Source organism: Nitratiruptor sp. SB155-2 (genome assembly GCF_000010325.1).
Lineage (GTDB): Bacteria > Campylobacterota > Campylobacteria > Campylobacterales > Nitratiruptoraceae > Nitratiruptor.
The window spans coordinates 1,012,022-1,025,743 of sequence record NC_009662.1; the positions used below are offsets into that span (position 1 = coordinate 1,012,022).

At 36.4% G+C, this 13,722-nt stretch carries 14 protein-coding genes; all 14 read left to right on the forward strand.

Translation table 11 applies throughout. From position 1 onward, the window contains the following. Positions 1 to 34 precede the first annotated feature (34 nt). The 14 genes from NIS_RS05375 to NIS_RS05440 all read left to right on the forward strand — a co-directional run bounded on the left by NIS_RS05375 (position 35) and on the right by NIS_RS05440 (position 13,722). On the forward strand, positions 35 to 1,252 hold the full coding sequence (locus NIS_RS05375; RefSeq protein WP_012082371.1) for an argininosuccinate synthase: 1,218 nt from the start codon (positions 35 to 37) through the stop codon (positions 1,250 to 1,252). Continuing rightward, positions 1,249 to 1,692 carry a 50S ribosomal protein L9 gene (gene rplI, locus NIS_RS05380; RefSeq protein WP_012082372.1) on the forward strand — a complete coding sequence of 148 codons (444 nt, stop codon included), beginning with the start codon at positions 1,249 to 1,251 and terminating at the stop codon, positions 1,690 to 1,692. Before NIS_RS05375 ends, rplI begins: the two co-directional genes overlap by 4 nt. After that, the gene (hslV, locus tag NIS_RS05385; protein WP_012082373.1) at positions 1,692 to 2,228 is read left to right on the forward strand and encodes an ATP-dependent protease subunit HslV; all 537 of its coding nucleotides are present in this window, start codon (positions 1,692 to 1,694) and stop codon (positions 2,226 to 2,228) included. The genes rplI and hslV overlap by 1 nt, the downstream gene beginning before the upstream one ends. Beyond that, positions 2,228 to 3,559: an HslU--HslV peptidase ATPase subunit gene (gene hslU, locus NIS_RS05390; RefSeq protein ID WP_012082374.1), complete on the forward strand. Its 1,332-nt coding sequence runs from the start codon at positions 2,228 to 2,230 to the stop codon at positions 3,557 to 3,559. Before hslV ends, hslU begins: the two co-directional genes overlap by 1 nt. A gap of 8 nt (positions 3,560 to 3,567) precedes the next feature. Next, positions 3,568 to 4,449 (forward strand): GTPase Era, encoded by an 882-nt coding sequence (gene era, locus NIS_RS05395; protein WP_012082375.1) that lies wholly within the window; start codon positions 3,568 to 3,570, stop codon positions 4,447 to 4,449. 88 nt (positions 4,450 to 4,537) lie between these two features. Then, positions 4,538 to 6,055, forward strand: coding sequence for a hypothetical protein (locus tag NIS_RS05400; protein ID WP_012082376.1), 1,518 nt, complete (start codon positions 4,538 to 4,540; stop codon positions 6,053 to 6,055). Further along, the gene (gene pilO / locus NIS_RS05405; protein ID WP_012082377.1) at positions 6,052 to 6,687 is read left to right on the forward strand and encodes a type 4a pilus biogenesis protein PilO; all 636 of its coding nucleotides are present in this window, start codon (positions 6,052 to 6,054) and stop codon (positions 6,685 to 6,687) included. The genes NIS_RS05400 and pilO overlap by 4 nt, the downstream gene beginning before the upstream one ends. Then, positions 6,669 to 7,094 (forward strand): hypothetical protein, encoded by a 426-nt coding sequence (locus NIS_RS05410; protein WP_012082378.1) that lies wholly within the window; start codon positions 6,669 to 6,671, stop codon positions 7,092 to 7,094. The genes pilO and NIS_RS05410 overlap by 19 nt, the downstream gene beginning before the upstream one ends. Next, a complete protein-coding gene (gene mshL / locus NIS_RS05415) occupies positions 7,091 to 8,614 on the forward strand; it encodes a pilus (MSHA type) biogenesis protein MshL (protein WP_012082379.1) in 1,524 nt (507 codons plus the stop codon). Before NIS_RS05410 ends, mshL begins: the two co-directional genes overlap by 4 nt. After that, positions 8,601 to 9,398 (forward strand): ATP-binding protein, encoded by a 798-nt coding sequence (locus tag NIS_RS05420; RefSeq protein WP_041354025.1) that lies wholly within the window; start codon positions 8,601 to 8,603, stop codon positions 9,396 to 9,398. The genes mshL and NIS_RS05420 overlap by 14 nt, the downstream gene beginning before the upstream one ends. Continuing rightward, the gene (locus tag NIS_RS05425) at positions 9,391 to 10,194 is read left to right on the forward strand and encodes a tetratricopeptide repeat protein (RefSeq protein ID WP_012082381.1); all 804 of its coding nucleotides are present in this window, start codon (positions 9,391 to 9,393) and stop codon (positions 10,192 to 10,194) included. The genes NIS_RS05420 and NIS_RS05425 overlap by 8 nt, the downstream gene beginning before the upstream one ends. After that, a complete protein-coding gene (locus NIS_RS05430; protein ID WP_012082382.1) occupies positions 10,187 to 10,744 on the forward strand; it encodes a hypothetical protein in 558 nt (185 codons plus the stop codon). The genes NIS_RS05425 and NIS_RS05430 overlap by 8 nt, the downstream gene beginning before the upstream one ends. A 12-nt stretch (positions 10,745 to 10,756) precedes the next feature. Beyond that, complete coding sequence (locus tag NIS_RS05435) at positions 10,757 to 12,487, forward strand: GspE/PulE family protein (protein ID WP_012082383.1); 1,731 nt, start codon at positions 10,757 to 10,759, stop codon at positions 12,485 to 12,487. Then, the gene (locus NIS_RS05440; RefSeq protein WP_012082384.1) at positions 12,484 to 13,722 is read left to right on the forward strand and encodes a type II secretion system F family protein; all 1,239 of its coding nucleotides are present in this window, start codon (positions 12,484 to 12,486) and stop codon (positions 13,720 to 13,722) included. Before NIS_RS05435 ends, NIS_RS05440 begins: the two co-directional genes overlap by 4 nt.

A 13,722-nucleotide genomic window follows, 5' to 3' on the forward strand; every position in this document is an offset into this window, starting at 1 on the left:
ATAAAATTGTAAAAACTTTATACAAAGGGTGTCAATGACAAAAAAAGTAAACAAAGTTGTTTTGGCATATAGCGGAGGTTTAGATACTTCCGTCATTTTAAAATGGCTGCAAGAGACATACAATTGTGAAGTCGTTACGTTTACTGCCGATATCGGTCAGGGTGAAGAGGTGGAACCAGCCAGGGAAAAAGCACTCAAGCTTGGGATAAAACCGGAAAATATCTTTATCGAAGATCTGAAAGAAGAGTTTGTTCGAGATTATGTTTTTCCAATGTTTCGCGCCAATGCCATCTATGAAGGAGAGTATCTTCTCGGTACTTCCATCGCTCGACCTCTCATTGCGAAAAGACAGATCGAAATCGCTCGACAAGTGGGTGCCGATGCAGTAGCACACGGTGCCACAGGAAAAGGAAACGATCAAGTACGGTTTGAAATCGCCTATCTCTCTTTAAATCCAGATATCACAGTAATAGCACCATGGAGAGAGTGGGATCTCAATTCTCGTGAAAAGCTTCTGAAATTTGCTGAAGAACATAGGATTCCTATCGAGAAACATGGCAAAAAGAGTCCTTACTCCATGGACGCCAACTTGCTCCATATCTCATATGAAGGTGGGATTTTGGAAGATCCGTGGGCAGAACCAGAAGAGGATATGTGGCGATGGACAAATTCCATCGAAAATGCTCCAAATGAACCAGAATATATCACCATCGATTTTGAAAAAGGCGATCCGGTCGCAATCAATGGCGAACCTTTGAGTCCGGCAAAACTTCTAGAGGCACTGAATGAATATGGGAAAAAGCATGGAATCGGCAGAATCGACATTGTAGAAAACCGATTTGTAGGAATGAAAAGCAGAGGATGCTATGAGACACCAGGCGGTACTATTTTGCTTAAAGCCCACAGAGCCATGGAGAGCATTACATTAGATAGAGAAGAGGCACATGAGAAAGACAAACTGATGCCAAAATACGCAGAACTCATCTATAACGGATTTTGGTTTAGCCCTGAGCGAGAAATGATGCAAGCAGCTATTGATAAAACGCAAGAAAATGTGAGTGGTACGGTACGACTGAAACTATATAAAGGGAATGTTTTTGTAGTTGGAAGAAAATCTCCAAACTCTTTATTCGCACCAGAATTCAGCACATTCGAAGAGGATGAAGTCTACAACCAAAAAGACGCTCAAGGTTTTATCAAATTGAATGCATTGCGGTTTATTATCGAAGGTCATGTAAGGAGAAAAAAATGAAAGTATTACTTATCAAAGATGTAAAAAATTTAGGCAAAGCTGGAGAAGTTAAAGAAGTCAAAGATGGATATGGGAAGAATTTTTTAATTGCACGTGGATTTGCCAAATTGGCCACTCCCGATGTGATTGAGGCATGGAAGAAAGAACAAGCGAAAAAAGCCCAAGAAGAGGCAGCTGAGATAGAAAAGCTCAAACAACTTAAAGAAAAAATCGAATCTACAAAACTTGTTATCAAACATAAAGCTGGAGCCAACGGTGCGCTTTTTGGAGCTATTACAAATAAAGAAGTAGCAGAGGAACTGAAAAAACAAGGCATAGAAATCGATAAAAAGCATATCGATATTCATCCACCTATCAAGCAAGCAGGTGAATATGAAATTGATGTTAAGCTTGGACATGGCATCCATGCTAAGTTAAATCTTGTGGTAGAGGCCGAATAATGTTTGAAGCCACAACGATACTTGGCTATAAAGGTGACGGCATTGCCGTCATCGGCGGCGATGGACAGGTAACTTTCGGAAATACTGTCTTAAAAGGCAATGCCACCAAAATAAGAACACTGTACAATGGACAGATCTTGGCCGGATTTGCAGGAAGCACCGCAGATGCTTTTAATCTTTTTGATATGTTTGAAAAGATTTTGGAAAACAAAAAAGGCGATTTACTCAAAAGCGTTATTGAGTTTTCTAAAGAGTGGCGAAAAGATAGATATTTACGGCGGCTTGAAGCTATGATGATCGTACTTAATACAAAACATATCTTTATCCTAAGCGGCACGGGTGATGTGGTTGAGCCGGAAGATGGCAAGATCGCTGCCATAGGCAGTGGAGGCAATTTTGCACTTTCAGCCGCACGAGCGCTTGACAAACACGCCAATCTTGATGCAAAGACACTCGTAGAAGAGTCTTTAAAAATTGCGGGAGAACTCTGTATCTACACCAATACGAATATTAAACTCTTAACCTTGGAGGAGTAATGGACTTAACACCAAAAGAGATAGTTTCCTATCTTGATGAATATATCATAGGACAAAAAGAAGCAAAAAAAGTTATCGCTATTGCTCTTAGAAACCGATACCGACGGATGCAGCTCCCAAAAGAGATGCAAGATGAAATTACTCCAAAAAATATCTTAATGATTGGAAGCACCGGAGTTGGTAAAACTGAAATTGCTAGACGCCTTGCAAAAAGTCTTGATCTTCCATTTGTCAAAGTCGAAGCGAGCAAATATACAGAAGTCGGCTTTGTGGGACGTGATGTGGAATCGATGGTACGAGACCTTGTAGCAAACGCTCTTGTTTTAGTCAAAGAGATTCATAAAGAGAGACATGCCAAAGATATCGAAGAGTATGTAACGAAAAAGATTTTGGAAAAACTCTTGCCTCCTCTTCCCAAGATGGCGAGCGAAGAGAAAAAGAGAGAATACCAAAAAAGCTATGAAAAGATGAAAGAGCGTCTGGAAAAAGGGGAACTGGACAATCTCAAAATTGAAATAGAACTTCCAAAACACTCCGTAAGCCTAGAAGATACAAACTTACCACCTGAACTGGCCCACGCACAAGAGTCCATTGCAAAAATTTTTACATTGGGTCTCAATAAAGAAAAAATAAAAAAAGAGGTGAGTGTCAAAGAGGCGAAAGAGTTACTGAAAAATGAAGCGAGTGAAGCACTGCTCGATATGGAGCAGATCAAACAGGAAGCACTCAAAAAGGCCCAAGAAGAGGGAATAATCTTTATCGATGAAATTGACAAAGTCGCTGTATCAAGCTCCTCGCAGGGAAGACAAGATCCAAGCAAAGAGGGAGTCCAACGAGATCTTTTGCCGATTGTCGAAGGAAGCACTGTCAGTACGAAATGGGGACCAATCAAAACGGACCACATTCTTTTCATTGCTGCTGGGGCGTTTCATCTGAGTAAGCCGTGTGATCTTATTCCGGAGCTGCAAGGCCGTTTTCCACTTCGGGTAGAGCTCGATTCGCTCGATGAAGAGGCACTATACAAAATACTCACAATGACTAAAAACTCTCTTATCAAACAGTATCAAGCCCTTTTGGCTGTCGAAGGCGTCAAACTGGAATTTAACGATGATGCACTTCGAGCTATTGCCAAATATGCCCATAGTGCCAACCAAAAAATAGAAGATATCGGTGCAAGAAGGCTTCATACCGTTATAGAAAACCTTCTTGAAGAGATAAGTTTCGAAGCAGATGAACACAAAGGCGAAACGATTACTATCGACAAAGCGTATGTTGATGAGAAACTTGGCGAAGTAGTCGCAAACGAAGATTTAGCGAAATATATTCTATAAGGCTAAAAATGTCCGAGACCAGATCTGGCTTCGTTGCCCTTGTTGGGCGACCAAACGCCGGAAAAAGCACACTTCTCAATTGGCTACTTGGCGAAAAAATCGCCATGGTAAGCCATAAAGCGCAAGCTACAAGAAAAAGGCTGTATGCCATTGTTATGCATGGAAATGATCAAATTGTTTTCATCGATACGCCAGGGCTTCATGAAAAAGAGAGGCTTCTCAATAAATTTATGCTTGAAGAGGCCATCAAGGCGATAGGAGATTGTGATCTTATCCTTTTTTTGGCTCCTGTTACTGATCCAATAACCCACTACGAAAAATTTTTAAAACTTGCAAAAAATAGACCCCATATAGTCGTTTTAACAAAAATTGATATGGTCAGTAATGAAAAATTGCTGCAAAAGATAGCCGAATATCAAAAATTTCAAGATCAATTTTTAGAACTTGTACCGGTTTCAGTAAAAAAAGATATCGGTAAAAAAGATCTTTTGGACACAATCGTGCGATATCTTCCAGAGCACCCTTACTATTACGATCCAGAACTCCTTACAACTGAAAATATCAAAGATATCTACAAAGAGCTCATCAGAGAAGCAATTTTTGAAAATGTAAGTGACGAGATTCCTTATGAAAGCGATGTGATTATTGAAAAAATCGAGGAGTCCCCTACTTTGGACAAAGTCTATGCTATGATCATAGTGGAAAAACCTTCGCAAAAAGGTATCATCATAGGCAAACAGGGGTCCACTTTAAAACGAATCGGAAAAGATGCAAGAAAGTTAATGGAAGCGTTCAGTCAAAAAAAGATTTTCCTCAATCTTTTTGTGGTTGTCAAAAAAGGATGGACAAAAAACAAAAAAGATCTTGAAACGATAGGATACAGATTGTAGCAATTTTTTTTACAAATCTTTTACAATTATGTCATTTTTAAGAAATTAAAGGTTACGATATATTTAAAGAAAATCAGGAAAAATAGTCATGGAAAGAAAAGAGTATAAAAAGATTATAGGGCTAGATCCCTATTTTCAAAAATATTTCGTTTTTGATAGAAATAAAAATGAAATCAGACTGTATAACGAAGCTCGAACCACTAAAACAGATATTCACACCTCCTATTTCCTGACAAAAGAAACCGTTATTTCTAATATAAAGATTAGTAGAAACATTCCCGAAGAAGATCTAGAAGATATTCTCTCAACCAAAGCTTACGAAGAACTAGAGCTTGACACTACTGCAGAATATAAGATTTCTTACTTAGAACTACCTATTGACTTACATAGCAAAGAGCGAGAATTTCAACTATTTATCACTGAATTTGCCACACTCCATGATACATACGATGTATATATCGATAAACTCGGTTTTTTTGATTTTATTTTTCCTGTACCTTTTCTACTGAGAACACTCTATACGAAAGAGATTCTCGTCGATTATGAAACCCATCTTTTTATCTATTTCCAAAATAGTGATGCTTTTTTGGCTATCTATCAAAATGGTCATTTTGTTTATACCAAATCATTGAAATTTTCTTTTGAATTTATGGCTGAACGGATCACAGAGCTAAAAGGCTCCGAAGTCACAATTGAAGAGCTTATTACAAATCTAAGCACCTATGGCTTAAGGCTTCCAAATTATGAAGAGTTGCAATACTACATGCAAATTTTTAGCGAACTATTTATGCATATTAACGACATTCTAATCTATGCCAAAAAGTCATTTGACATAGAAAACATCGACAAGATTTTTATCAGTTCCGATATTGGCCTTATACAAGGTATCGAAGAGTATGCCCAAACTTACTTAGGTCAGAAAGCTTACGATTTCGATTTTGATTACGGAATCCATGTTGCAGATCCGTCAGTAACGCATATACATCTTCTTACTATTCTTACAACTCAAGATTGCCTCGAAGAAGAGGAAGAGTGTGTCAACTTTACCATTTTCGAGCGGCCTCCAGCGTTATGGAAACGTCCAAGTGGTAAACTCATTATGGCAATTGCGGCTTCTTTGGTTTTAGGTTTTTCATATCCCCTCTACAACTATTCCATGGCTTACAAATATCAAATAGAAAAACTTCTTTTACAAAAAAAATACACCAAAATTCATGCTAAAAGAGTGTCATTGGAAAGTCAAATTAATCATATAAAAAATGAAATTAAAAAAGTTGATCAACAGATACAAGCAGTGACAAGACATTTGCATGAAAAAGAGCAATCACTAAAACGTATCTTTGATAAAAAAGTTCATTACACCATGAAAGCTGTTACAATAGCAGACTTCGCTCAAAATATCAAAAAACATAAACTTCATCTCCTAGAACTCAATAATACAAATAAAGAGTTCAATCTTTTGGTCACAGCCAATGACGACAAACGTATTACAGAGTTTATCAAAGATGTTACAGAGAATGCATCTTCGAAATTTGACATTACAACAAAAGACATCAACAAAACGAAAGGGCTCTATATAAGTTCCTTGAAGGTGAAGAGCAGATGAGTACATTATTACAAAAAATTGACTCCTTTTTTTCACAAAAAAGTGATTTTGAAAAATTGGTGTATTACTCGCTCATTTTTCTTATGATTGTTTTCATTGCCTATGAATATATCCTTCCCCTTTCAAAGAAGAAACTGGCTCAAGAAAGGCGTGCAAAAGAAGCCATTGAACAAAAACTCAATATGGATAAGGCATATATAGCTTCCATCTCAAGGAATGGTGATGAAACGTATCTTATCAAACAACTACTGAAAGAGAAAAAAGAGAAAAAAGAGAAACTTGCTTACCTATTGGATGAAAAAAATTATCTCAGCATAAAACTCAAAGAGCTTACTCCACTTTTATACAATAAGAAAAAATGGGCTTCTTTTTTGGACTCGATCACCGCAAAAGCTAATAAATACAAAATAGATGTAGAATACATTGCAAATGAATTTATCCAAAATACGAAAGAGTTCGGTCATGTACTTGAGATTGAAGTTGATGCCAAAGGCAACTTCAAAAATATCCTTGCATTTCTCAACTCACTCGAAGAGAGTGACCTTGTTACGGACGTTTATGAGATTTCAATGAAGGGCAAGTCACCTATTCAACTCCATTTGAAGGTATCGGTATGGGGAATAAATTACTAATCATTTCACTTTTTGCATATACAGTTTTCGCAAGTTCTCAATTTAAGGGAATTGACGATCTTATTGTAAAAATCAAACAAAAACGAGTCGGTCTCTCTCCCATTGTGATCAACAACATACCCAATCCATTTGTAGATGAGAAGAAGTTGAATCAGTTGGCAAAGAAAAATAAAATGCGATCAAAAAAAAATCATATATTAAAACTGTATGCTATTTTCCAAGATCGAGCCAAAATCAATGGACGTTGGTATACAATAGGGAATAAAATTGCATCCTATAAAATCACCTCTATTTATCCAGATAAAGGAGTCGTTTATCTCTCATCAAAACATAGAATTGTACGCCTCTATCTTCAAAAGAAAAAATATAAAAAAATTATTCTAAGAACAAAAAAGGATCATAAATGAAAAAGAGTCTTCTTTTTTTACTACTTTCGATCACACTACTATTTGCGGCAAATCGATGTGATGATAAACTTTTTAGTATCAAAAGTACATCCGGGATATCAATTAAGGAATACATAGACAACTTAGCCCAAGAGTGTGATTATACTATCATTATAAAAGATAAATTTGCCAAAAAAAGACTCTATAAAAGATTACAAAAAATATCTTTGCACAATGTCACACTCCATGATTTTTTAAATCTTTTATTGACAGAAAACGATCTTACATATGAACTCAATGACAATGTCCTTAAAATAGGATATCTCATTACTAAAACGTTTCATGTGGATTATGTAACATCGAAAAGGACTGGTGAAACAGTGACTGACGCATCTGTCGATGTGGGGAATAGTCTCACTGGTACGGCTGGCAGTACAACAACGACTTCAACTACTCGCTCTTCTGGAAGTGGTGATGTCAACAAAATCACCTCCAAAGATGAATTCGACTTTTGGAAAGATATCAGTACCGAAATACATGGTATTTTAAATAGACCAGAAGATGAATATCAAGCGCCAGATCCTATTGTCAATATCAATGCTGGATTAATTACAGTAACAGCTACAAAAAAACAGATTGAAAGAGTAGAGAAATATATAGCAACAATTCAAAATAGACTGCATAACGAAGTGATGATCGACGTCTCTATTCTAGCAGTCATTCTTAATGATCAATACACTAATGGAATAGATTGGAGTAGATTTTCACTTCTTGTCAATGGTGATTATGGTGCAGACAACACTTTCACCCCAGGAACAAATACAAAACTACTCTCGTATACCCGAGAAGGCTCAGGAACTTCAACGAGCAACTTTAATGTACAAAGAACTATAGGATCATATTTTGACGCTTCTGTCAATCTAGCTGGAATTATCAATTTCCTTGAAAAAAATGGTCAAGTAATTACGCTATCGAATCCAAAATTGATGACACTCAATAATCAACCTGCTATAATTTCCATAGGTGACACTATCAACTACAATGTTCCTACCTCCATCGTCATTTCACAAAACGGTGGTCTTGGGACGCAATCATTCACACCTTCTTCGGTTTTTATAGGTATTCTTCTCAATATAACGCCAGAAATTACAGAGAATGGTGAAATCATTCTTAGAATCAATCCTTCCATCTCCGAACCGAGAGATCCGAAGCAACTTGATCAGACAACGAACGAAAATGGTATCAGGCAAATCGCACCAGATATAAGTGAAAAGAAGATCTCTTCCGTTGTTAAAGTCAAAGATGGATCGACACTCATTCTTGGAGGTTTGATATCAAATATTAAAAATTTCACAATCAACGGTGTACCAGTATTACGAGACATTCCAGTACTTGGAGGATTGTTTCGAAGCAAAGCAAGAAACAATAAACGATTCGAACTCGTTTTTATAATCAAACCAAGAATCATCAAAGAGAGTTCAACAGATAATTACAGTCTCAAAGATCTAGGGTACAGTATAGTTGATCATGCAAAAAAATAGAAACAATATCTATGAGGAAGCAAAAAAAGTTTTCATTGATACCAATTCACCTAAAGATTATGTGAAGTTTGAATCAAATATTCGTTATCTGCAACATTTGCATGAGTTTTACAATTCTGACCAAAAAATCTCTATCATCATAGGCAAACCGGGCATTGGAAAAAGTATGCTACTCAAAAGGTTTGTCTATGAAAACCCACATCCTAAACTCTTATTATATGACAAACCTTTTTTCAAAAAATATGAACTAGAAAAACAACTCGCAAAAGATCTCTTGGGACAAAATTCCAAAAACTTTATTGAAGATATTGAAAAAAATCTGAAAGACTTCGAGTATACAGTAATTTTGGATGAAGTGCAGTTATATGATGATTATATGCTTGAATTTGTACGAATTGCCAGTGATACGAAAAAAGTGAAATTTATTCTGTCTCTTCATGAAATCGAAAACGAATCTGCTTTAACAAAAGAACATTTCACCTCACGTATTTTCAGCTATATAACTATAAAAAACCCTTCGCTTCCCGAACTGTTTGTCTATTTCCAAAAGAAACTTCTTAGCAGCAATCTTTACGAGCTTTCAGAAAGTCTCAAAAAAAAAGATTTTCAGTTTATCTATCAATATACGCAAGGAAACTTGAGAGATACCAACAAATTTTTATATACACTATTTGATATTCTTTCATATTTCAATGAGAATAAACCCTCCACATTAAAATCATTGAAAATTCCAAAAAAATTCCTTGAGATGAGTGCCATACATTTAGGATATATCAATGCATGAATACGAACTCCTTGAAAAGAGATGGAAAAGATATAAACGAAAAAAAACACTACGAATAATTATAATCGCAACTCTTTTTTTGAGCCTCGTACCATTGATATATTTTTCTAAACCGATATTGACGGAACAATTCCTACAACATTCAGATACAAAACCTGTCGTAAAAAAAGTTGTTCACAAAAAACAAACCAATATTCAGCAACAAAAATCAGATACCAAACAAGAAACCAATATATCAAAAAAGAGAGTAGTTGCAAAAATCTCTCGTAAAAACATTCCTAAAGAAAACGTAAAAAAAGAGACGCTTTTTTTACCGAATAAGAATTTTGAAAAAGATTTGAAAAAAATTTTTGAGGAAGAATCCACAAAATCAGAAAACCGTGTTCAAAAAGAGTCGGCACATATCGTTAAGAAAAACCCTGTGGTAAAAAAATTGCCACAAAAGAGTTTTGATCAAAAAACAGAAAATGTTATCGTGATTCAAAAAAAGGATGCCAAGCTAGCTTCACTGATTTCAAATTTTTATAATGCACCAACCTATTCCAAAGCTCTCATAATTGCACAAAAATTCTATGAGCAAAAAAAGTATGAAAATGCTTTAAAATGGAGTCTAAAAGCCAACGAACTTAACAAAAAAAGTGAAAAGAGCTGGATACTTTTTGCAAAATCTATGTACAAGCTAGGACAAAAAGAGAAGGCTTTACAAACACTTCAGTTTTATCTTCAAAAAAACCCATTGTCAAAAAAAGCCAAATCTCTCTATTTTTCAATGCGAAAAGGATTATTCAATGAATAAAATCCTTGTTCTAATATTATTTTCTCTTCTATTGATTGCTAAAGACGGGGCTGTTACAAAAGATAAAATCATCGAGCTGTATCAAAAGAAAGAGTATGAAAAATTGTGCCACCTTGGATATAGAAATTTCAAATCGATTCGAAATGACCAAAATCTCATATCATTATACGCCTTTTCCTGTCTTTATGCTGATTATATCGATAGACTCGCTATTCCTATAATAGCATTATCAAAAACAAAAGAAGCAAGACAAAATAGAACCTATTTTTCTCTTATCTTGACACAAAAGAATATGCTCTATTCATCCATTATAGACCATATCCCGATAGAAGGGATCCAGCTACCAATGACCGATCATGTCATATCAAGAGTTTCTCACCTCTATTTTCAAAATCTCTACACGAAAAAAGATGGACACTACTTTTTACATGATCCAAATGATCCCAAAATCACCTATGAGGTATATCAAGAAAAAAGTCGATATAATAGACCATTCCTTATTATAGAAGAGCACATCGGATCAACCATTATTAAACATAAATTTCTTTAAGGTGAAAAGTGTATGGGAAAAGAGCGATTGATCGAGTTTTTACAAAAACATTTTCGTCTCAATTTTGATCAAAACAGTAACTCTGTTTCAACTATTATCAATTATCTCATCGATCAGGGTCATTTGTCCCAAACGCAAATCGTACAAGAGATAGCAAAGGCTCTTAGACTTGGTAAATTAGAAATCCAAGATATCAATGCTCTACCCTCCAATCTTTTGACGAAGGTCTTACAAACATACGCAAAAATACTCAATATTGAGTATATCGATTTGGATAGCTATCCGATCGATATCAAACTGATCTCCAAAATACCTCTCAATATATTGAAAAAATATCACTTTCTGCCTGTCAAAGAGACCGAATTGAATATCATTGTCGCAGTAAGTGATCCACTCGATATAGGTGCTCAAGAACAAGCGCAACGACTTTTTCCGAAAAAACCGATAAAAATAGCCCTCACATCTGCACAGCAACTCGAGTATTTTCTCAATAAGCTGGAACTCAATGAAAATATACGAGAATATATCAACGAGATTAGAAAAGACCTGCAAACTGGAGGCACCAATAAAGAAGATCTTCAAGAATCGAGTGCAATTCTAAAACTTATTGAAGCTATAATAAAAACCGCAGTCCTCTCCCGAGCCAGTGATATCCATATAGAGCCGACTGAACACAATTGTATAGTTAGAAACAGAATCGATGGCATTTTGACTGAAAAGTTCATTTTCGATAGGGACATTTATCCACCACTTTCCTCTCGAATCAAACTTTTGGCCAACCTTGACATTGCAGAAAAAAGAAAACCGCAAGACGGGCGTTTTAGTGCACAAATTTTGGGAAAAGAGTTTGACTTCCGTGTATCGACGCTCCCTATAATCACGGGGGAATCCATCGTTATGAGAATTTTAGATAAACAAAAAGCCATGATCCCCTTGGAAGAAGCGGGCATGAGTCGAAAGAATTTTGAAATTTTTACAAAAGCGCTCAAAACTCCGTATGGAATCATTTTGGTAACTGGTCCCACTGGCAGCGGTAAATCGACAACGCTTTATGGCGCACTCAATATGATACGAAGTGTTGAGAAAAAGATCATTACAGTTGAGGATCCCGTGGAGTACCAAATCAACATGGTCCAACAGGCCCAAGTCAATCCAAAAATAGGTTTTACTTTCGCTACCGCCCTGCGATCAATTCTTAGACAAGATCCTGATATTGTAATGATTGGTGAGATACGAGACGAAGAGACACTGCGTATAGCAACGCAAGCGGCACTTACCGGACACCTGGTGCTATCAACGTTGCATACCAATGACGCGATCAGTTCCATTAACAGAATGATCGATATGGGGATAGAGCCCTACCTTGTCAGTGGTGCCCTGATTGCTATAGAAGCACAGAGACTTGTCCGAAAAATCTGCCCATATTGTAAAACTGAAATCGAAATAGAACCCAATATTCTTGCCGAAATTAAAAAGTATCTACCCAAGCAGTACAAATTTTACAAAGGGAAAGGATGTAAACATTGCGATTTTACAGGGTATAGCGGTCGAGAAATGATTTGTGAAATTTTAAAAGTGGATGACGAGATAGCAAGACTCATCGCAAAAGAGGCCCCAAAAGAAAAAATAGAAGAAGTTGCCATTGCAAAGGGGTTCCGCACCATGTTCGAAGATGGAATCATAAAAGCTTTAGAGGGATCGACCACAATAGATGAAGTATTCAGAGTAACGAGGTTGCAATGAAATATTACAATGTTACACTTATCACACGAGGCAAGAAAGAGACTGTACTGCTGAAAGCTGAAAATAAAAAAGATGCTTTGGAAAAGGCTAAACTCAAATATGGCGGCTTGATAGTCCGGGCTATGGAAACCTCCCCACCTGTGGAGGAACGTTTGGAAGAGTTCAAACGCTTTTTGATGGAGCAGCGCAAAGGCAAAATCAATAGAGAAGGACTCATCGCTGCCATTAGACAGCTTGCCGTAATGACCAATGCCGGAATATCTTTGTATGATGCATTGATGGAAGTGGCAACCCAGACGAATGACGCAAAACTGAAACAGATATTTTTAGATGTTGCCAACGGAATCAATTCAGGTATCAGTTTTTCTGAAGCGCTTAAACAGTATCAAAACGAACTGGGTAGTCTCGTCATCACAATGGCGACACTTGGTGAAAAAACTGGTGATATGGCTCACGCCCTTTTTACTCTTGCATCCATTTTAGAGCAGATTAATGAAAATATTAAAAAATTCAAAAAAGCAGTCCGTTACCCTATTATCGTTCTTAGTGCAATGGCTATCGCTTTCGTAATCGTTATCTCTTACGTCGTGCCAAAATTTAAGTCCATATTCGATAAATTCCATGCAGAACTCCCCCTTCCAACAAAAATTCTTTTGAGTTTGGAACATCTATTTAATACATATGGTTTATATGTAGCAGGAGGTCTGTTCATCGGGATTTTACTCATACGCTTTTTTTATAGAACAAATGATCAATTCAAATATGCTATGGATAAATTCTTACTCAAAGTCTATTTGATTAAAGATATCGTATTTTACTCTCAAATTCATAGATTTATGCTCGTTTTTTCCGAATTGGTTAAAGCAGGCATTCCGGTGGTGGATGCACTCGACAATTCCGTAACCCTTGTGGACAACGCTATCATCAAAGAGAGACTTCAAATCATTAAAAATCTCGTCCAAAAAGGAGCATCGATCAGCGACGCTTTTAAAGATACCGGTCTGTTTGAAAATATGCTTGTGCAAATGATAAGTGCGGGTGAGAAAAGTGGTCAGCTCGAATCTATGCTTCAAAAGGTTACGGAATATTATGAAATGAAATTTAATCACATTCTAGACAATCTTTCAGCCTATATTGAACCGATATTGTTATCAATCTTGGCAGCTCTCGTTCTTCTTCTAGCTCTTGGAATATTTTTACCTATGTGGGATATGGCAAAAGCGATCAACAAATAA